The sequence below is a fragment of the Pedobacter sp. UYEF25 genome (assembly GCF_054061655.1).
The window spans coordinates 78,128-97,938 of record NZ_JBSSEL010000016.1; the positions used below are offsets into that span (position 1 = coordinate 78,128).

The 19,811-nt window shown below is 37.4% G+C and carries 18 protein-coding genes; 10 read left to right on the forward strand and 8 right to left on the reverse strand.

Features of this window, described 5'->3' with window-relative positions:
- The first annotated feature begins 6 nt into the window (after nt 1–6).
- The 4 genes from nhaA (at nt 7) to ACVWYG_RS14815 (ending at nt 4,567) form a co-directional block, all read left to right on the forward strand.
- Nucleotides 7–1,227, forward strand: coding sequence for a Na+/H+ antiporter NhaA (gene nhaA / locus ACVWYG_RS14800; protein ID WP_457271056.1), 1,221 nt, complete (start codon nt 7–9; stop codon nt 1,225–1,227).
- Nucleotides 1,228–1,460: 233 nt separating this feature from the next.
- Nucleotides 1,461–2,834: an ammonium transporter gene (locus ACVWYG_RS14805; protein ID WP_457271058.1), complete on the forward strand. Its 1,374-nt coding sequence runs from the start codon at nt 1,461–1,463 to the stop codon at nt 2,832–2,834.
- A 47-nt stretch (nt 2,835–2,881) separates the two neighbouring features.
- On the forward strand, nt 2,882–3,904 hold the full coding sequence (locus ACVWYG_RS14810) for a porin (RefSeq protein WP_457271059.1): 1,023 nt from the start codon (nt 2,882–2,884) through the stop codon (nt 3,902–3,904).
- A gap of 84 nt (nt 3,905–3,988) precedes the next feature.
- Entirely contained in the window at nt 3,989–4,567 is a 579-nt protein-coding gene (locus ACVWYG_RS14815) for a DUF4468 domain-containing protein (protein ID WP_457271060.1), read from the forward strand.
- 37 nt (nt 4,568–4,604) lie between these two features.
- Here ACVWYG_RS14815 and ACVWYG_RS14820 read toward each other — a convergent pair whose 3' ends face one another.
- From ACVWYG_RS14820 to ACVWYG_RS14830, 3 genes are read right to left on the reverse strand one after another with little or no spacing between them, the layout of a single operon-like run.
- Entirely contained in the window at nt 4,605–5,075 is a 471-nt protein-coding gene (locus ACVWYG_RS14820) for an SRPBCC family protein (RefSeq protein WP_457271061.1), read from the reverse strand.
- Between the two features lie 32 nt (nt 5,076–5,107).
- Complete coding sequence (locus ACVWYG_RS14825; protein ID WP_457271062.1) at nt 5,108–5,635, reverse strand: TlpA family protein disulfide reductase; 528 nt, start codon at nt 5,633–5,635, stop codon at nt 5,108–5,110.
- A gap of 12 nt (nt 5,636–5,647) precedes the next feature.
- On the reverse strand, nt 5,648–6,121 hold the full coding sequence (locus tag ACVWYG_RS14830; protein ID WP_457271064.1) for a ribonuclease H-like YkuK family protein: 474 nt from the start codon (nt 6,119–6,121) through the stop codon (nt 5,648–5,650).
- 224 nt (nt 6,122–6,345) lie between these two features.
- Here ACVWYG_RS14830 and ACVWYG_RS14835 point away from each other — a divergent pair, with 224 nt between their 5' ends.
- From ACVWYG_RS14835 to ACVWYG_RS14845, 3 genes are read left to right on the forward strand one after another with little or no spacing between them, the layout of a single operon-like run.
- Complete coding sequence (locus ACVWYG_RS14835; protein ID WP_457271066.1) at nt 6,346–6,543, forward strand: hypothetical protein; 198 nt, start codon at nt 6,346–6,348, stop codon at nt 6,541–6,543.
- A 54-nt stretch (nt 6,544–6,597) separates the two neighbouring features.
- On the forward strand, nt 6,598–7,902 hold the full coding sequence (locus tag ACVWYG_RS14840) for a DEAD/DEAH box helicase (protein ID WP_457271068.1): 1,305 nt from the start codon (nt 6,598–6,600) through the stop codon (nt 7,900–7,902).
- A gap of 52 nt (nt 7,903–7,954) precedes the next feature.
- The gene (locus ACVWYG_RS14845) at nt 7,955–8,191 is read left to right on the forward strand and encodes a DUF1456 family protein (RefSeq protein ID WP_457271070.1); all 237 of its coding nucleotides are present in this window, start codon (nt 7,955–7,957) and stop codon (nt 8,189–8,191) included.
- A gap of 99 nt (nt 8,192–8,290) precedes the next feature.
- On the opposite strand, the gene ACVWYG_RS14850 is transcribed toward ACVWYG_RS14845, so the two are convergent.
- Both ACVWYG_RS14850 and accD read right to left on the reverse strand, forming a co-directional pair.
- Nucleotides 8,291–9,838: a M20/M25/M40 family metallo-hydrolase gene (locus ACVWYG_RS14850; RefSeq protein WP_457271072.1), complete on the reverse strand. Its 1,548-nt coding sequence runs from the start codon at nt 9,836–9,838 to the stop codon at nt 8,291–8,293.
- 370 nt (nt 9,839–10,208) lie between these two features.
- The gene (gene accD, locus ACVWYG_RS14855; protein ID WP_457271074.1) at nt 10,209–11,054 is read right to left on the reverse strand and encodes an acetyl-CoA carboxylase, carboxyltransferase subunit beta; all 846 of its coding nucleotides are present in this window, start codon (nt 11,052–11,054) and stop codon (nt 10,209–10,211) included.
- 179 nt (nt 11,055–11,233) lie between these two features.
- Here accD and fbaA point away from each other — a divergent pair, with 179 nt between their 5' ends.
- The 3 genes from fbaA to ACVWYG_RS14870 all read left to right on the forward strand — a co-directional run bounded on the left by fbaA (nt 11,234) and on the right by ACVWYG_RS14870 (nt 13,335).
- The gene (fbaA, locus tag ACVWYG_RS14860; protein ID WP_457271076.1) at nt 11,234–12,313 is read left to right on the forward strand and encodes a class II fructose-bisphosphate aldolase; all 1,080 of its coding nucleotides are present in this window, start codon (nt 11,234–11,236) and stop codon (nt 12,311–12,313) included.
- Nucleotides 12,314–12,445: 132 nt separating this feature from the next.
- The gene (locus ACVWYG_RS14865; RefSeq protein WP_457271078.1) at nt 12,446–12,916 is read left to right on the forward strand and encodes a low affinity iron permease family protein; all 471 of its coding nucleotides are present in this window, start codon (nt 12,446–12,448) and stop codon (nt 12,914–12,916) included.
- Nucleotides 12,913–13,335 (forward strand): GNAT family N-acetyltransferase, encoded by a 423-nt coding sequence (locus tag ACVWYG_RS14870; RefSeq protein ID WP_457271080.1) that lies wholly within the window; start codon nt 12,913–12,915, stop codon nt 13,333–13,335. Before ACVWYG_RS14865 ends, ACVWYG_RS14870 begins: the two co-directional genes overlap by 4 nt.
- Before the next feature lie 61 nt (nt 13,336–13,396).
- Here ACVWYG_RS14870 and ACVWYG_RS14875 read toward each other — a convergent pair whose 3' ends face one another.
- The 3 genes from ACVWYG_RS14875 to secDF form a co-directional block, all read right to left on the reverse strand.
- Nucleotides 13,397–14,260: a hydroxymethylglutaryl-CoA lyase gene (locus tag ACVWYG_RS14875; RefSeq protein WP_457271081.1), complete on the reverse strand. Its 864-nt coding sequence runs from the start codon at nt 14,258–14,260 to the stop codon at nt 13,397–13,399.
- Nucleotides 14,238–15,605 carry an NAD(P)/FAD-dependent oxidoreductase gene (locus ACVWYG_RS14880; RefSeq protein WP_457271082.1) on the reverse strand — a complete coding sequence of 456 codons (1,368 nt, stop codon included), beginning with the start codon at nt 15,603–15,605 and terminating at the stop codon, nt 14,238–14,240. The genes ACVWYG_RS14875 and ACVWYG_RS14880 overlap by 23 nt, the downstream gene beginning before the upstream one ends.
- Before the next feature lie 327 nt (nt 15,606–15,932).
- Nucleotides 15,933–18,923 (reverse strand): protein translocase subunit SecDF, encoded by a 2,991-nt coding sequence (secDF, locus tag ACVWYG_RS14885; protein WP_457271084.1) that lies wholly within the window; start codon nt 18,921–18,923, stop codon nt 15,933–15,935.
- Nucleotides 18,924–19,811 lie beyond the last annotated feature (888 nt).

Sequence of the window (19,811 nt, forward strand, 5' to 3'; positions counted from 1 at the left end):
ATTTCGATGGATAAGTTACTAAATCCCTTAAAACTATTAATTAACGATACGCGATTTACCGGTCTGATGTTAATTGCCTGCACCATCCTTTCGTTGTTTTTAGCCAATAGCACCAGCTTCCAATCCGTTTACAAAATTATTTGGTCTTCTTCTTGGAATCCAGAACATTCTATAGTTAGTCTACCGGAAAATTTTAAAAGTGTGATTAATAACTTTTTGATGGCTTTCTTTTTCCTGATGGCCGGGATGGAAATTAGGCGTGAGGTAATTAGTGGAGAGTTGTCTACGTTTAAAAAGGCTTCATTACCTTTCGGAGCAGCTTTAGGAGGTATGATCGTTCCCGCGCTTATTTTTCTTGCCTTAAACGTGCATACGGGATATGCCAGGGGTTGGGGAATACCGACAGCAACAGACATTGCTTTCTCTCTTGGAATTGCTTCTCTATTGGGGAAACGGGTGCCCATTGCTTTAAAAGTCTTGCTTATGGCGTTAGCAATTATCGATGATTTAGGAGCGATTTTGGTTATAGCCTTGTTTTATGGGGGGCATTTAAACCTAATATTTCTTTCTGTTGCAGGTTTATTATTTGGCAGTCTATTGATGCTAAATTATTCAAAAGTAAAATTTGGCGCCATTCATATTGTTTTGTCCTTGCTGTTATGGTTTGCAATATTCAACTCTGGTGTTGAGGCAAGCATCGCTGGGGTATTAGTCGCTTTTGCACTTCCTATAAATATTTTGCCGCAAATAGAGCGAGCCATTCATGGCTACGTAAATTTTTTAATACTTCCTTTATTCGCTTTAGCAAACACGGCGATACTAATGCCGCAAGAATTTGGCAAAGCATTAGAAAGTCCATTAGCTATGGGAGTTGTTGCGGGCTTGGTGATAGGTAAGCCTTTGGGTATTTTCCTGTTCAGCAGACTTATGGTTGCGTTAAAAGTGGCCAGCTTGCCTAAGAACACTTCCTGGAAACAGATTTTAGGGATGGGAGTCTTAGCTGGTATCGGTTTTACCATGTCTATTTTTACAGGGATGTTGGCGTTTAAAAATGAGCAGTTCCAAAGTGTTGCCAAGGTTGCAATTATTGTTTCCGTTGCGGCGTCTCTTGTAATTAGCGTCGTTTACTTTTTTGCGATGGGAATTAGGAAAACAGCTATAAAAGGCAATATTTTTAAGGTTTGGCAATCAATATTCTCTCAAATTTCTGTTTCTAGATATAATTAGCTTTTATTTCTTGTGCTTTATTAATTATTCATTTTACAAAACCGTTTTTTTAAAAAATAATCCATTTTATAAGGTTAAAATATTCCTTTTTATTCAGCTTTTGGCAATAACTATATGAAAAACCTGTTATTTGTTCTTTTTTCAGATGCTTATTCAAATATTTACCATTTTTTATTAAAATTAATTTATAGTTTAGCAGAAATTTAAATAAACAACTAGATAGACTAAAAATTATGGCTAAAAAATTATTCAATCAATGGGGTCCTTTTGCTATCCTCTCTGCTTTCGCAATTGCAGCGCTCTTTGTTCCTTTGTTGCCTAATTTTGATGAAGGTAAATATAGCGGCCCAGACATCGCTTTCGTACTTATTGCCACGGCCCTAGTTTTTATAATGACTCCTGGGCTCGCCTTTTTTTATGGAGGCATGGTTCATCGCAAGAATATTTTATCAACCATGATAAAGAGCGTGGTTGCAGCTGGGGTAATTACCGTATTGTGGGTAGTTGTGGGTTTTAGTCTCGCTTTTGGCGATTCCATTCATGGTCTAATCGGGAACCCAATGACATATCTGTTTTTCCATGGCGTTAATTCTAGTCCGTCATGGCCTTTAGCAGCCACCATTCCACTATCTTTATTTGCAGTTTTCCAATTAATGTTTGCCATTATTACTCCTGGATTGGTAGTTGGTGCAGTGGCCGAGCGGATTAGATTTACCTCTTATATTTTATTTATTGTTCTTTTTGCCCTATTTGTTTATTCTCCACTTGCACATTGGACATGGCATCCAGAGGGAATGCTTTTCAAAATGGGTGTTTTGGACTTTGCAGGAGGAACGGTTGTACATATTTCAGCGGGTATGGCAGCACTTGCAGGTGCAATTGTACTTAAACGTAGAAAAACTCATATCGAACATAGGGAAATTCCACCCGCAAATATTCCTTATGTATTAATCGGAACTGGCTTACTATGGTTTGGCTGGTTTGGATTTAATGCGGGTTCTGCTCTTGGCGCTAACAGTTTAGCTGTTTCGGCATTTTTAACCACAAACACCGCTGCGGGTGCAGGAGGATTGGGTTGGATGTTCTTCGATGCTGCGAGAGGGAAAAAGCCGTCTGTGTTAGGATTTTGTATTGGCGCCGTAGTTGGTCTCGTGGCAATTACTCCCGGGGCAGGCTTTGTAAGTATTCCTTCTTCTATATTTATTGGGGTTATTGCATCGGTCATTTCAAACCTTGCCGTTTCTTGGAAACAAAAAACACGTTTAGATGATGCTTTAGATGTTTTTCCCTGCCACGGAATCGGTGGGATAGTTGGGATGTTGCTAACCGGAATTTTTGCCACCAAAACTGTGAATAGTGGCGGTGTTGACGGTTGGTTTTATGGAAACCCTGAATTCTTTTTCACTCAATTGAAAGGGGTAGTTATAGTGGTGTTGTTCAGTTTCGTTGTTTCCTTCGCGATTTTTAAGTTTATTAACCTAATTCAGCCGATAAGAGTAAGTTCTGAAGATGAGGAAGAAGGTCTAGATGCAACACAGCATAATGAAAAGTACTCTCAGGGAACCCTGGTCGTAACGAACGGTCAGGAAATCGAAAATTTTAATTAAATCAAATTAGTACAAACTCAATCAATTAGAAACTAAACCAAGCTTTTATGAAACTGAAATCTCTACTTATTATTCCCGCTTTTATAGCTACCTGTGCAGCCCAGGCGCAAGAGTCTACGCCGTCGCCCTTAGAATTTTCCGGCTCAGTAGATACGTATTATAAATATGATTTTGCGCAGCGCGGAGCAAACATTAATACATCTTTTGCAAATGATCATAACTCAGTTTCGCTTGGAATGCTAGATTTAGCATTGAAAAAGAAAACTGGTAAAGCATCTTTTGTTGGGGAACTTTCTTTTGGCCCGAGGGGGCAATCACAATCGATACCTGATGCTGCAAACGGAAACTCATCCTTTCACATTCAAAATTTATATGTAAACTATGATTTTACCGATAAATTTTCAATGACAGCGGGCTATATGGGAACTTTTATCGGTTACGAAGTAATATCGCCGGTAGGCAATTTTAATTACTCTACTTCCTATCTTTTTACCAGTGGCCCATTTCAAAACGCAGGAATTAAAGGCACTTATAAATTTTCTGATAAAATAAGCCTAATGGCTGGGTTGTTTAATGATTGGAATGTGTATAAAGCAACGCGTGGAGTGTCTAGTATTGGAGGTCAATTAACAGTTTCTCCGGTTGAGGGTTGGACAGCTTACTTGAACGTACTTTCTGGTGCAGATCCAAACGGCTATGGAACAATCGAAGATTTAACTACAGCCTATCAAATCAATCCTAAATTTAAATTGGGGTTAAATGCCGCCAATTATGATGCAAACAACGATGCAGGTGGTTATGCTGGAGTTGCACTTTATCCTCAATATGCTCTTACTGATGCACTAGCAGTAGGTTTGCGAGGAGAATATTTTAAAACCAAAGATAACGGCAATGTGACTGGGTCTTCTTATACAGCCGTTACGCTAACTGCTAATCTAAAATCTGGTGGACTAACTTTTATTCCGGAAGTTAGACTAGACCATAGTGGCGAAAAGCCGTTTCTCGATAAAGGAGGGATGTCAGTACCTAATGCAGGTCAATTTTCGCTTGCTGCAGTCTATGCATTTTAATCTTTGTCTCGAGGATTGAATAAGAGAGCCGCCGGAAATTCGGCGGCTTTTCTATTAACTTTGTATTTGCTTTATTAAATAAAAATGAAATTACTTGGACTTATCTGTTTCCTATTACTTGCCCAACCGGGCTCTTCGCAAGAGCTACTCACCATGAGCAATGATCATAAATATATTTATTATGAAGTAGTGAAAGACACTAGCGCGGTCAAAGACAAATTGATGCAGAAAGCAGAAACTTTTTTAAAAAAAAGTGATGACCAAAAATTAAAAATTACGTCTATTGATAACGACAAGCTTGCCGCAGAAGGTAAAATTATTATTGATAAAACAATTTTGGTTGCGAGTCATCCGAGTGGGGAAGTAGCATTTAAATTTTATTTTAATGCCAAAGACGGTCGTTATCGTTTCTGGCTTGATGATTTTATTTACACGCCTTACATTAGAGACAGATATGGGAGCTTTGTTCCAAAAACAAATTTTGGAAAGCCGTTAGAAAGCCATCCAAGCAACCTAAAAGCTGCAGAGTGGAAGGGTATTTTAGCTGCAACCTTCATAAAAGCTAAGCAACTGGGCGAGGAATTAAAGAAATTTATGGCAGCAAAGCGGTCTACTTCTTCGGCATCTGTTCCGCCAAAAGTTGTTATTAAGTCTGACTGGTAAATGAATGTATTAACACTAATCGCTTTAAATAATTGCATTATTTCATTAGTCCAAAAAGTTCTTCCACCTTTTTAAATCGAAAATCAAATATCTCTTGAACTTTGTGGTGCACTGATATTGCGTTTGCAAGTCGCCCAATAGGGCCGAAACCAACGCTGTAGTGTAATAAATCATGAATAATTGTTCCACCTTCAATTTGTTCGAAACGATGATTGTGATTCCAAAAAGCAAATGGACCAAAACGTTGCTCATCTATAAAATATTCCTTTTCTTTAACATGGGTTATTTCAGTAACCCAATCTAATTTAATGCCCAATAAGGGCGAAACTTTATATGTTATAATTAAACCAGGATACATTTTAGTATGTTCCATGTTTGGCGTAGTTACATCAAAAGCCATAGATGCTGGCGTAACTTTTGATAAATTTAAAGGCGAAGAAAAAAAATCCCAAGCTTTATCAATATCAATCGGGACTTTTTGGCTGAATTCTAAACGGTATGTCTTCAAAATAGTGGTTTTACGCTATAACAGATAAATGCTCATTTTGTTGATGGTTTGTCTAGATTTTGCCCAATTAAATCTAATAACCTATCAAATTCATCAGCGCTATAACCGATAGACTGATAGATGATTTTTCCACGGGCGTCCACTAAAATGTTTCTAGGAATAGATTGCTTGGCAAACTTGCTAAAAATTGTCCGATCGGCATCTGGTAAAATCGAAAAAGTAAAACCTTTCTTTTCCTTATATGGCAAAAGTACATCCCAATTCTGGGCCCTACCAAATACTAAAAAAGAAAAATTGTTATTGTCCTTATATTTCTCCCAAATCTCTTTCTGTGCCCTTGGCAGTTCTGTGTTGCATGGCGGACACCAAGTGGCAAACAGATTTATAAGGACTAATTTACCTTTGTAAGCAGCTATAGAGGTGGTTGTTGCTTTGTCAATTTGAAAGGTAAAGGCCGGAACTTGGTCGCCAACTTTTGTATAAGTATCTTGGTCGGTTTGAGCGATCGCTCCAATGCTAAAATAAGTGCATATCGCAACTAATATTATTTTTTTTATCATTTGATATTTTTATCAATGCACCATTTTGTCGGCACATGTAGAACTGGCAAATGCTTCGGGTTTGGCCTTAAAGATAAACCCCATACTTAAAATGTATCCCATAGCATCATTTAAAGCTTTATTTGATTTAAATGATGGATTTGTATTGATGTCTGCGTGTACTTCTAATGCTACGTCGTACAAATCTAATAAATTGCACACGGCATAAGCTGTTTCAATAGATTTTTGGACTTCCATAAGCATGCGTTCTTTAATAGTCATGTGCAATGAACTTTTATCCTGGTTAATGTACATAAAACCGCCATGATGTTCACGTACCAACACAATCACGGTAGCAAAATCTATAATGTTTCCTTTAACTTGGGAATCCGTTCCGATGCAAACTTTTAATTTATAGCCGTTACGGGTTTCTCTAACAATTGCGCGTTCCACTTCCTCCAAAATCGGAGTTTTAATTGTTTCTCCACTAAATTTTTTCCAGATCATACCATGTATTTTCTAAGTAGTTTGTCTAACCTCTTGCTAAATTTAAGCTATTTGTTTAGCAATATAGAAATGCTGAATGTCTTTTTTTTCTAACAATTATTTAATTGTCAACAGGTTAGTTAGGAGCAACGGTAAATTTCTGTGGCCGTATGTTTGCGTCTCGATTACTTTTGATATATAATAATTATACCTAGATTAGAGGGAAGGTAAAAAAATTGAGAATTATGATGAAGAGCGAAATGATTGCAGAACTAATGTTACTTCAGAGAAGTAGGTGTTATAGAGTTTCAGACGAATGGACAGGAAAACTTTTGAAATCTGTAAAATCTGTGCAAAAAAGACTTACAAACGGTATTGCTAAGGAAGGACAAATGATGGAGATGCTAGAAAAAAAATTAAAATTTTTTGTGTTGAAAAAATAAACCCAATCTTTTAATTAGGCGCAAAAATTAATTATTGTTTACCTTTGAGTTGAAATGAATCAATTCTCCCTTGCAAAGTTAAACATATCTTCTTTAAACAATATACAAATAGCTGCGGCAGAGCTAATAAATCAAAAACGAGATTTAATTCTTAACGCGCCTACAGGGTCTGGGAAGACTTTGGCGTTTTTGCTGCCCCTTTTGGAGCGGCTAGACATAAAAATTAACAAGATACAGGCGATAATTCTTGTTCCATCAAGAGAGCTTGCTTTGCAGATAGAAGAAGTATTTAAAAAATTAGGTAGCGATTTTAAAATAAGCTGCTGTTACGGCGGGCATTCTGTTCGCATCGAAGAAAATAACTTTACAGTTCCACCTGCAGTACTTATCGGTACGCCAGGTAAAATAGCTTTCCATTTAGAACGAAAAAACTTCGATCCTAGAGCCGTAACGCTATTAGTGTTGGATGAATTTGATAAGTCTTTGGAGTTTGGTTTTGAGGAAGATATGGCTTACATAGTAAGCCGGTTAATAACACTTAATCAACGGCTACTTACTTCGGCTACAAAAATGGGGAAATTGCCTTCCTTTATTAAGTTGACAAATCCAAAAACGCTCGATTTTTCTAAAGTTGAAGATTATGTGCCTCAAATAAATTTTTATGCGCTTGATGCAAACACGCTTTCAAAGGACGAATTACTCTTAAAGTTGCTTGCACATAAAGCTGAAAAACCAACGCTTATATTTTGTAACGAACGAGAAACGATTTTTTATTTAAGTGATTTTCTGTTCGATAAAAACGTAGAGCATGAAATTTTTCATGGTAAAATGGAGCAAATTGAGCGAGAGAAATCGTTGTTCAAATTTAAAAATGGCACCGTTAATGTCCTCGTCACTACAGATCTGGCATCTAGGGGTTTAGATATTCCAGAAATTGAAAATATTATACATTATCAAATGCCACACTCAAAAAATATTTTTGAGCATAGAAACGGACGAACAGCTAGAATGCATGCCGATGGAAACGTATTTGTGTTTGTTACGCAAAGCGAGGAAGCCGATTTCTTACCAAATGATATGAAGAAATTTTCACTTCCAAAAAATTTAAAACCTTTTGAGCAAACGGAATGGCAAACGCTTTACCTATCGTTTGGAAAAAAGGATAAAGTTAACAAAGTTGATATTGTAGGACTGTTTCTACAGAAAGGAAAGTTAGATAAATCAGACTTGGGCTTAATAGACGTTAAAGACAAAGCCAGTTATCTTGCGATTAAAAAGAAGAAGGTGGAGAAAACATTAGCGCTGTTGAGCGGAGAAAAGATTAAAGGAAAGAAAGTTAAGATAGAAATTGCTAGTTAGAGTGATTTCGAAAGTAACTATTTAACTTTTTGATAAAAGAAATCAAATAATTATGAGCAACAATGATATTTTAAAGAAGCTTAGGGTCGCGCTATCCTTAAGAACAGATCAGATTATGGAAATTTGCAATTTGGTAGGGTTTAAAGTAACCAAAGCAGAATTAGGGGATATTTTTAGAAATGAGGATCACCCAAATTACAAGCTTTGTGGCGATCAGATTTTACGGAACTTTCTAAATGGTTTGGTTATTTACAAACGTGGTCGGAAAGATGCACCGGAGGATAAATAAACAACAAAATCATACGGTCATTTTGTTAAACATAAAACTGCCAATCAAAAAGGAGTTTGCATTGCAAACTCCTTTTTGATTTATCTGTAAAATGTAGAATTAGAATCCTCCCTTTCTAGTCGATTTTCGCTGTTCGGGCCACGTTGTTGGTTTTCCGGTTCTATTGTTCATTGGCAAATCTGTTGATTTCTCATTTGAAGTTTTTTCTGGATCTTCACAAGCCATGTAGACTAAAATCGCAGCCAATACTACATTACTCTTAATTTCATCAAAAACTAACTTGTCGTAGCTGTCTCGGTTTGTGTGCCAGGTATAAGTTCCATAATCCCAACTTGTCGAACTTAAAGAAAATCCTGGAGCACCAACTGCTACAAAAGAAGCAAAATCCGAGCCGCCTGCGCCCGGAACACCGGGGAAGTCAGTTTTAATTTGATTTCTGATAGAATCAGGTACTTTTGCAAGCCACCTCGTCAAATAATCTTTTGACTTCGCAAAACCTTGTCCACCAATATTTACCACTCTTCCGGTTCCGTTGTCTTGGTTAAATAGTGCTTGAAGGTTGTTTACAATCTCTGGATGATCTTCAACAAAGGCGCGTGATCCGTTTAAGCCCTGCTCTTCGCTACCCCAATGTCCAACCAATATCGTTCTTTTAGGATTTGGGTAGAATTTTTTCAAAATCCGCATAGTTTCCATCATCATAATTGTTCCAGATCCATTGTCTGTTGCGCCACTGGCGCCATCCCAAGAATCGAAATGTGCAGAAAGCATCACATATTCGTTAGGCTTCTCCTTACTTTTAATTTCTGCAATAGTATTGTAGGTAGGCGCGGTTCCCAAATCTTTTGAATCGGCATCTATTCTAAGCATCGGCTTTTCTCCACTTTTTGCGAGGCGATAAACGAGGCCATAATCTTCTACCGATAAATCCAAGGTTGGGATTTTTTTGGTATTGGCGCCAAATATTTTATCTACGCCCCATCCTTGCGACCAATTGTTTATCACGATGGCAGCAGCGCCTGCAGATTCTAAGGCGCCAATTAGTTTAGAATTGCTTAAACCAGATTTTGCTATGTTGCCGTAAAACGATTTCATGGAATCCTGTTTTTCCTTTTTATATTTTTCAAACAATTCTTTCGTCGCATGTTCTTGCCAATTGCTTTCTGGCCTACCAGAAATTTGACTCATGGAGATAAGGATCACTTTGTTTTTTACTGTCGGCAACCATTTTACAAAGTCTAAGCTGTCTTTAATTTCTGGCAATACAATTGCTTCAGCGTTTATTGCTTTTCCATTGGTAGATGGACTCCAAGCCAATTGTGTGCCTTCTAAACTTCTAACTCTCGGACTTATTAAATCAATGTGTGTGATGCCTCGTTCCCAAGCCTTCCATTCGCCCCACTTTTCATTTTTGGCAAAAACCCCCCAGCTGGCATATTTTTTCAATGCCCAATCATTTGCCAATTTCATTTGTGGTGTACCTACCAATCTGGGGCCTACTACATCAAGAAGTTGGTGCGCCATTCCCTCTAATTGGGAGTTTTCCTGAGCTTCTTTTGCCATTTGATTGATAACTTTATCACTTTGGGCGAATAAAAGGGTAGACGGCAGCAAGAAAAATGCAGCTAAGCATAGTTTTTTGTTCATAACAATTAGTTTATCTGACTTGCTAATATAGGGATTGTTCGTGGAGAAATTTGGCAACAAACTTGTCTATGCAACGAAAACTTGGGGAAAACATCGGATTACTACAAACAGTACTTAAGACTCCAATGTTTTTGTTGATAGACATGAAAACGCGACCCGAGATTTAAACAGTTTTCTCGAGAAAAAAGGATGAAGTGCCAGTTTTGTTAAATGAAGGTTTATCTACAGCAAATGTGCGGCTCAAAACAAAGCGGCCGAGCAAAATAGGAAAGCGAACAGCTTGATAAAAACAAGGTTTTCATCTTTGGAATGTATAGAAAGGTTGGTAGAAGAAGCCGCCGTATTTTCAAGATCAAAATTCAAACTAATGCTAGTTATTCATCATTTTAATAAAAGAAGCCAACTTCGATTTTAATGCCCTTCTATCTACAATGAAATCTAAAAAGCCATGTTCCAAAACGAATTCTGAAGTTTGAAAACCTTTTGGTAAATCCTTTTTAATCGTTTCCTTGATCACGCGAGGTCCAGCAAAGCCTATCAGCGCTCCTGGTTCTGCAATATTGATGTCGCCAAGCATTGCGTAAGATGCGGTAACACCGCCTGTTGTAGGATCTGTAAGTAAAGAAATATAAGGAATTTTAGATTGGGCTAGCAAAGCTAGTTTTGCAGATGTTTTTGCCATTTGCATCAATGAGAAAGCTGCTTCCATCATCCGTGCCCCACCAGATTTAGAAATCATCAAAAAAGGAACCCTATTTTTAATGCTATAATCTATCGCTCTGGCAATTTTTTCACCAACAACAGAACCCATAGATCCTCCAATAAAAGTAAAATCCATACACGCGATAATTAAATCTTGATGTTCTATTTTACCGGTAGCAACGCGTAAGGCATCTTTTAAGCCAGTCTTTTTCTGACTTTCGGCAATACGCTCCGTGTATGGCTTATTGTCGTTAAACTTAAGCGGGTCTCCAGAAGTTAAATTTTCAAATAATTCTGTATATGCATTGTCGTCGAAAAGGACTTCAAAATATTCTTTTGAACCTACTCTTAAATGATAATCGCAATAATGACAAACATATTTATTTTCTTGTAACTCGCCAAGATGAAGTGCCTTTTTACAATTTGGACATTTGTTCCACAAGCCGTCTGGAGCTTCTTTTTTTTCTTGGGTAGTGGTAATAATGCCTTTATTTTCTCTCTTGAACCAAGTCATAGTATTCTGCAAAAATTGGACTACAAAGAAACGAAAAATTATTTTAACATAACCATTTGTTAACATTCCACTGTACTTTCATATCCTAAATTTTAAATAGATAATTTTGTGATCGAGGTGCTGTAATATATAGATTATTGTTTTTTTTTTTAACTTCGGGCTCAACAAAAAACAAAAAAATGAGTTTAAAAGATTATAAAGGTGTTGTGTATGGAGATGCGCTCCAAGAATTGTTCGAGGAAGCAAAAAAACATCAATTCGCTTTACCAGCAGTAAATGTAACTGGTACAAATACAGTTAATGCGGTTATGGAAACTGCTAAAGCAGTTAATTCTCCTGTAATGATACAGTTATCGAATGGGGGTGCGCAATTTTATGCTGGAAAATCTTTAAATAACGATAATTTACAAGCATGTATTTTGGGAGCAGTCTCTGCTGCCAAACATGTCCACTTACTTGCAGAGCACTACGGTGTTGCGGTAGTTTTACATACTGATCATGCTGCAAAAAAATTATTGCCTTGGATCGATGGTCTTTTAGATCATGGTGAAAAATTCTTTGCCGAAACAGGAAAGCCGTTATTTTCTTCTCATATGTTAGATCTATCAGAAGAGTCTATTGAAGAAAATATGGAAATTTCTGCGAAATACCTAGCAAGGATGGCTAAAATGAATATGACCATCGAGATAGAATTAGGCGTTACAGGTGGTGAGGAGGATGGCGTAGACAATAGTGATGTAGATAGTTCTAAATTATATACGCAACCTAGTGAGGTTGCTTATGCCTATGAAAAACTCAGTGAAGTATCTCCTAGGTTTACCATTGCTGCTGCTTTTGGCAATGTGCACGGAGTGTATAAGCCCGGCAATGTTAAATTGCAGCCTGTTATTCTAAAAAACTCACAAGACTATGTGAAGGAAAAGTTAAATCTTTCGCCCGAAAAACCTATAAATTTTGTATTTCATGGCGGTTCCGGTTCTTCACAAGAAGAAATAAGAGAAGCAATTTCTTATGGTGCAGTAAAAATGAACATCGATACCGACATGCAATGGGCATTTTGGGAAGGTATTTTAGGGTATTATCAAAAAAATGAGGCTTTTTTACAGGCACAAATTGGAAATCCTGATGGCGACGATAAGCCAAACAAGAAATACTATGATCCCCGCGTATGGTTGAGAAAAGCAGAAGACACATTTGTAATTCGGTTAAAAGCTGCTTTCGAAGACTTAAATTGTATCGATGTAAACAGTAAGTTGTAACGAAAAATTTTTAAAAATGATTCCATTAATAGTTTGGATTCAGCTTAACAAAATTTAACTTTAAGGCGCCATAAGATTATAAAACTTATGGCGTTTTTCTTTGTTGAATTATTGACTTGATCCCAATAAGTGATGAGCAAATTAAAAAAAAACGGATTGTTTGAACAGTTTGCAAACGCGGCAACAAAGTTTACAGGCAGTTCAGTAGCATTTTTATCTGCACTAGCCATTGTAATAATTTGGGGCATTACCGGACCAATTTTCAAATATTCTGAGACGTGGCAGCTGGTGATCAATACAGGGACAACCATCATTACGTTTTTAATGGTTTTCCTCATTCAGAAATCGCAAAATAAAGATGGAAAAGCCATTCAATTAAAGTTAAATGAATTAATTGCTGCGATTGATGGGGCTAGTAATCGTATGGTAAACATAGAAGATTTAACCGAGGACGAACTGAATAATTTGCATAAATTTTATTCAGCGCTTGCGAAATTTGCTAAAAAAGATGGTGATATTCTCTGTTCTCATTCGATAGATGCCGCACAAGATATACATGAGAAGAAAGCTACGTTATATAAAAAATACAGACAGAAGAAATGAGTTTACAAGTTCAAAAAGTTAGCCAAGTAGATGAATTAGATCAGGTTTTTGCAATTCGAAATGTGGTTTTCGTTCAAGAACAAAGCTGTCCGCCTGAGTTGGAGTGGGAGCATGAAGACGAATCAACGCATTTTTTAGCAACCATAAATGGTAGGCCTGTAGGGGCTTGCCGTTGGCGTAAAACAGAGAAAGGGTATAAATTGGAAAGATTTGCAGTGTTAAAGGAGTTTAGAAAGCATGGTGTTGGGAGAGCGCTTATTGCAGAAGCATTATCTGATCTACCAAAAGATGCAAAGTACATTTACTTACATTCTCAACTCGATGCAACTAGCTTGTATGCAAAATTTGGATTTATCTCTGAAGGCAGCTCTTTTGAAGAGGCTGGAATAATGCATTATAAAATGGTCAAGAAAGGTTAAAAATGCTTTGATGAGTCATTAAAATCGCGACAGAAATTACTGTTACACAAAAACGCTTTTGTCATACAAACACGTTGGATGAAAAAGCCATTGCTTTGTTCCAGTAATCGACATTTAGCGACAGTGGTTTCCCCATTTTTTCTAAAAACGCAATGACTTGCTCGGTGGCTAAGTTGCCGGTTAATTGATCTTCTGCCATAGGGCAGCCACCAAAGCCCTTTAATGCGCTGTCTATCCGGTAGCAGCCGCTATTGTAAGCCGCTTCGATCTTATCGGCTGAATTATCTGCGGTACTATGTAAATGGATGCCAATTTCAGTTTTATTGAATCGGTTTATGAGCTTAGGCATAATTTCCATTATTTGCGATGGCGTCGAGGAACCTACAGTATCTGCCAAAGAGATCGTCTTCACCCCTTTTTCGATAAGCGCTGCAGCCCACTCTTCAAGAATTTCATAATTCCAAACATCTCCATAAGGATTGCCAAATCCCATAGAAATATAAATTACAGCATTTTTATTGAATTTATCGCACAAATTTAAAAGTGCGTCTACGGTTTGCGCTGATTTGGCTATGCTTGCATTTGTATTTCTGTATTGAAAAGTTTCTGAAATGGAAAACGGGTAACCTAAACAATCGATTTCGATGTGTTTACAGGCTTCCTCCGCTCCGCGAATATTAGCCACAATGGCCAATAACTTTGTTTTATTGTGAGTTAAATCCAAACTGGCCAACACTTCGGAAGTATCTGCCATTTGTGGAATTGATTTCGGCGAAACAAAACTACCAAAATCAAGTGTATCAAAACCTACTTTTAATAAAAGATTTATATACTCAATCTTAGTCTGGGTTGGTATAAAAGTTTTAATGCCTTGCATGGCATCTCTTGGGCACTCTATAAGTTTATATCTGTCCTGCTGATGCATGTTCTTCTTTTTCTTCTTCCAGTTTTGTTTCACCCTCCTGCGGCTGTTTTCCTCGATAATCTATACTTCTATCTTTGGCAAAAGTACGAATTATCAGTCTTGTCCCCCTATCATAGCTGAAGTAGCTCCAAGCCCAATTTACGAAAACAATAATTTTATTTCTGAAACCCACGAGAGTCATCAAATGAACAAACATCCATGTATACCATGCAAATATGCCCTGAAAATGAATTTTTTTAATGTCAACTACTGCTTTATTTCTACCAACTGTAGCCATGGTGCCCTTATCAAAATAGCTAAATTTGTCCATGGGTTGCTGCGCTTGCAATTTAATCAAATTTTTAGCTAAATGTTTTCCTTGTTGTATTGCTGTTGGCGCAACACCAGGATAGCCGTGCGGATGCTGTTCTGTAACGATAGAAGACACATCGCCGATCGCATAAATGTTATCGTAACCCACAACTTTATTGTATTCGTCGCACATAAATTTACCGCCTTTAACCACTTCTGCTTTGTCTAAACCAGGTATAATTTCACCCTTAACACCTGCACTCCAGATGACGGTATAAGTATTTATTGGCATTTTATCTGCTATGGTTAGTTTATAACCATCATAAGCCAAAACCCGAGTATTATTCATGACGGTAACACCCATTTGCTCAAGAAATTTCTTTGCCTTTTCTTGCGACTGTGTAGACATTTGGCCAAGTAGTTCTGGAGAATTTTCTACTAAATAAATGTTTACTTTATCTAAATCTAATTCTGGATAATCTTGCGGCACAACATGTTTTTTCAACTCAGAGATTGCGCCAGAAAGTTCTACACCAGTAGGACCACCTCCAACAACTACAAAATTTAACAGGGCATCTTTCTTCTCGGGATCTTTTTCTATCAGCGATTTTTCGAAATTCTGTAAAATCATGCTCCTTAAATCGAGCGCTTCAGGCACAGATTTCATCGGTACAGCATTTGCTTCTATTTCTTTGTTTCCAAAAAAGTTGGTGTCAGATCCTGTAGCAATTACTAAATAATCGTAGTTTATTAGGCCTATATCTGTAATAAGCCGCTTTTCTTGTGCCATTACTTCGGTTACTTTAGTTACCCTAAAGATGTAGTTCTTCTGTCCTTTAAATATTTTTCTAATGGGAAAGGCAATCGAGTCTGCCTCCAAGCCACCGGTAGACACTTGATAAAGCAATGGTTGAAAGGTATGGTAATTGTGTTTATCTAACATGATTACCTGAAATTTCTTTTTATCTAGTTTTTTTGCTAACGCAACGCCGCCAAACCCTCCACCAACAATAACTACTCTAGGGTTTTCTGTTTTTGGAAAAATTAAATCCATGTATTTTTGTTTAATTGCGTAACAAATGAACGCATAAAAAGTTTAAAGATCATAAAAACTGCGCTTCTGTTAAATAGACAAAAATTGATTTTTTTTTGAGCGAGTCGATTCGCATTTACAAGTTACACTTGGTAAAGATTTTTTCGTAAATCAAAAAAAAAGACGCGTCTATTTTTTCGGTCGCTTGTTGCAGAGCGTTTTTTGGGTTTAAAAATCGCTTCAGGGACATGATTGTTGAAAGCGGGATTAAATGATGTGGAATACGACTGGAAGCCAATAAAAAAGGCATCCTAAATTAGGATGCCTCAAATTTTAATCTCAAGAGTCTTAAGCTCTCTTTTCTGCAGAGCTACCTAAATCGATCACGATAGGGGTAGAAATACAAAGTGAGGAATAAGTTCCAATAATCCTACCAATTAATAAGGCAAAAATAAATCCGCGAATGCTGTCCCCACCGAAAATGAAGATTACCAACAATACAAAGAATACCGTTAATGAGGTTAAGATCGTACGACTTAAAGTACTGTTTAACGCAAAGTTAATAAGGTGTTCTCGTTCCTTACCATGCAAATCAACCTTGCCGGCTTCTTTCAGCTTCTCTCGAATTCTATCAAACACAACCACAGTTTCTGTCATGGTATAACCCATTACCGTTAAAATCGCGGCGATAAAATCCTGTCCAATTTCTAACGAGAATGGCATAACGCCATCCAAAATGGTATAAAAGGAAAGTACAAGCAGCACATCGTGAAAGAGCGCAATTACAGCACCAAGTCCATATTGCCACTTTTTAAACCTTACCACAATATATAGAAACATAAATAGCGCCGAAATGAGTACCGCATAAAATGCTCCGTTTACAATATCACTTGCAATAATAGGGGTCACTTTCTGCGAACTTACAATCTCATACTTGTTCTCTAAACTAACTAAACCCTTCTTTAAAGCGTCTTCAACCAGCTTGTCTGTTTTTGTACTTTGATCTGCAATGTGGTAAGTAGTTGTAATTTTAACTTGATCATCGCCACCTGCTGTTTTAACCTCTGGGGTTTCATTGTCAAATACAGGTGTTAGTTTTGCTTTAACGTCTTCAGTATTTACGTTTTTATCGAAGTGAACAAGATAAGTTCGTCCCCCTTTAAAATCTACACCTAAGTTTAGTCCGCCATTTTTAAAATAGAATATGGTACCCATGATGATGATCACGGTAGAGATCATATAATAAATCTTTCTTCGGCCAACAAAATTAAAAGCAATATGTCTAAAAGCATCATGTGTAAATTTGTTATCGAAACTTACCTCAATCTTTCGGTTTATCAATGAATCGAATATAACCCTAGAGATGGCAACTGCTGCAAAAAGAGACGATAATATACCGATACACAGTGTGGTTGCAAAACCCTGAACCGGACCGCTACCAAATGCATATAAGATGGCGCCCAAAATAAATAAAGTTGCATTACTATCTATAATAGATGGCATTGCATGTTTAAAGCCTTCTTTAATGGCAATATTAGTTGTTTTTCCATGGGCCAACTCCTCTCGGACTCGCTCGAAGATCAAAATATTGGCATCTACTGATAATCCAATGACCAGTACAATACCCGCAATACCAGGTAAAGTAAGCACCGCACCGAGCGACACCAAAATACCCATAATGAAAAACAAATTGATTAGGAGGGCAAAGTTCGCAACCCAACCTGCTCTATGATAGTAGAGCGACATGAAAACCAGAATTACAACGAACGCAATGATGAATGAAATCAAGCCATCGTGTATGGCTTGTGCGCCTAAAGTTGGTCCTACAATAAAGCTACCCGCAATACGTGCAGGTGCAGGTAGTTTACCAGCTTTTAAAATGTTTGCTAAATCTTTTGTGTCATCTTGTGTAAAGTTTCCTGTAATGGAGGATACACCATTAGGGATTTCATTCTGAACAGTTGGCGCTGAATATACTGCATTATCTAGCACAATTGCAATCGCTTTCTTATTTTGAGCATCGGCAGAAGCATCCGCGGTGATTTTTTTCCACTTTGCAGCACCCTCGCTTGTCATGTACATGGTTACTTCAGGCTGATTTTTTTGATCAAAATCTGCCCTAGAGTCGCTAACTGCATCACCACTTAAATCTGGCTTACCATCTGCATTTGTTACCTTAATGGCGTAAAGCTCAAATACCTTACTTTTCTCCATCGGTTTAACGCTCCACATAAACTTCATGTTAGAAGGAATAGTGGCAGATACCAATGGCATTTTAAAATAAGCATTTACCTTTGCAGTATCTTTTTGCTGTACCCAACCAACAATAGGACCTGGTCTAAGTTGTTGTTGACCATTTTCTCCTTGATAAGTAGGGACACTTAATATAGAAAATAAAGGATTTGCTTTAGATTGCTGGGCAAGCATGGCAGTCGAATCTTTCTTGCCTAAACCTGCAATTTTACTATCTGTTTTACTTGTGTCTTTCGCAGTTTTCTCCAAACCTGCTAATTTTCCTCCTGCTGCAGGAACTACAGTAGCAGTATCACTTTTAATGGGGTTGGTGTTTTTTTCGTTTGCAGCTATTACTTTGTTAATATTCTCTAGCACTGGAGTCACCTCTTGGATTTGGAATACTTGCCAAAACTGCAGTTCTGCAGACCCTTGCAAAAGTTTGTACACGCGTTCCTTATCTTGTACCCCTGGCATTTCAATAAGAATTCTATTGCTTCCTTCTTGCTTCTGCATGTTTGGGCTTACCACTCCGAACCCATCAATTCTCGATCTAAGAATTATAAATGACCTATCAATGGCGCTTTTTGCCTCTGTAGAAAGGAATTTTTCAACGTCAGAATTGCTCGCATTCAATTTAAGTTGAGTGGCATTGTCTTGATTTGAGAAAAACTCAGCAAGCTTTACGCCTGGGCTCAATTTTTCGAAATCGTCAACAAATAGCTTGATGAAATCTTTGCCACCAGCATTTAACTGCACTTGTGCCTGTTGAATTGCTTTGTTAAAATTTGGGTCTGTAGAATTATCTCCAAGGGATTTAACCAATTCCGCTAGCGAAATTTCCATGGTTACATTCATCCCGCCTTTTAAATCGAGGCCAAGATTAATCTCCTTAGATTTTACTTCTTGGTAAGTGAAACCCAGCAAAGGGTAAACTTTTTCGCCACTCATAGAATCCAAATACGCTTTCTCCTTTAATAAATCGCCTTTCGAGAAATTTTTGGCGTCTTTTTCTACACTTTTAGATACAAGTGTAAATGACAGTGCGTAGGCACAAACTATAGCCAATACTATCGCTATAAACTTAATAAAACCTTTTCCTTGCATAGTTTGTTGTAAAATAATTTTCTTTCTTTGGTTTTGAACAATTCGGCAAATCTAACCAAATTTTTAATTTTTAGTAGCCGATAGGATATTAATTTCAAAAGATTTAGTCAGCTGTTGTTTAACAGCTTTATAATCCATTATTTTTTTTCAAGTTTATGGGTTTAGACCAAAAGTTAAATAGGTATACATATATATAGGTCTCCGTTTTATTTACCATTATGAGCGTACGATATATGCTTCTGGAGCGCTAAAGCTTTACAATGATAGAATTAAATGATCAAAAATTTTTGAAGATTTTATCCCAATCATACCTATATAAGGTACGCATTATGGTTATTGCTATGGTTTTCCGGGTCTTTCACTGTTGTTTTTTTTGCCTTTAAAGGCTGGAAAAGGATTAATTTAATTCTCCCGGGGGCGGCTTTTCGGGTTCCTTACGGGCGGCGGTGAAAAAGAAGGTGCTATGTCAGAGGGTTTTGCGGGAGATGCCTGTTATTTTGGATGTTGTTTTGACTGTGTGCGGTTATTTTTTCTATCTTTGCATCCCGCTTGGGGATCTGGGGGGAGCATTACAAAGGATAAGAAAAGGTGAGTGGAGGTTTTTTTGGTATAGGACATCCGGAACCGAAAAAAGTTTCGGAAAAATCAAGAAAAGACTTGCAGAATCGGAAAACTTGTCTACCTTTGCACTCCCAACCGAAAGGGAAGGGAAAAGAGACCGGAACGGCGGATGTCGGGAAGGGTTGAAAAACAGAAGATTTAAGCAGTTTAACAACTGTTGAAGATATATTAAAGCTGCCGTGAGGTTAAGCGAATAAAAGTTCTTACAAGAGATGTCAAAGTAGCGCAAGCGAGTATAAGGGGGCACCGGCCGCAGTACATGGCCGG